Genomic DNA, 383 nt, shown 5'->3' with positions numbered 1-383 from the left:
ATTGATTTAGTCACTGGTGTGATTGATGGTATTACAGGCGGTACTGATGGTAGTCCAATCGACTTAGTCACTGGTGTGATTGATGGCATCACGGGTGGAACCGATGGCAGCCCTATTGATCTTGTCACTGGTGTGATTGATGGCATCACAGGTGGTACTGATGGCAGCCCAATTGATCTTGTGACTGGTGTGATTGATGGCATTACTGGTGGAACCGATGGCAGCCCTATTGATCTCATCACTGGCGTGATTGATGGCATTACAGGTGGCACTGACGGTAGCCCAATCGATTTAGTCACTGGTGTGATTGATGGCATCACAGGTGGCACCGATGGTAGCCCGATTGATTTAGTCACTGGTGTGATTGATGGTATTACAGGTGG

The 383-nt window shown here is 48.6% G+C and carries 1 pseudogene; it reads left to right on the top strand.

The window, feature by feature from the left end:
* Positions 1–383 (top strand): annotated as a pseudogene (locus tag ACF8D3_RS04030) (hypothetical protein); the annotation flags it as partial.

The sequence above is a fragment of the Acinetobacter sp. YQ_14 genome, from assembly GCF_043102985.1.
Taxonomy (GTDB): domain Bacteria; phylum Pseudomonadota; class Gammaproteobacteria; order Pseudomonadales; family Moraxellaceae; genus Acinetobacter; species Acinetobacter venetianus.
Note: the sequence above shows the minus strand (reverse complement) of the source record. Positions and strands in the feature narration are given on the sequence as shown.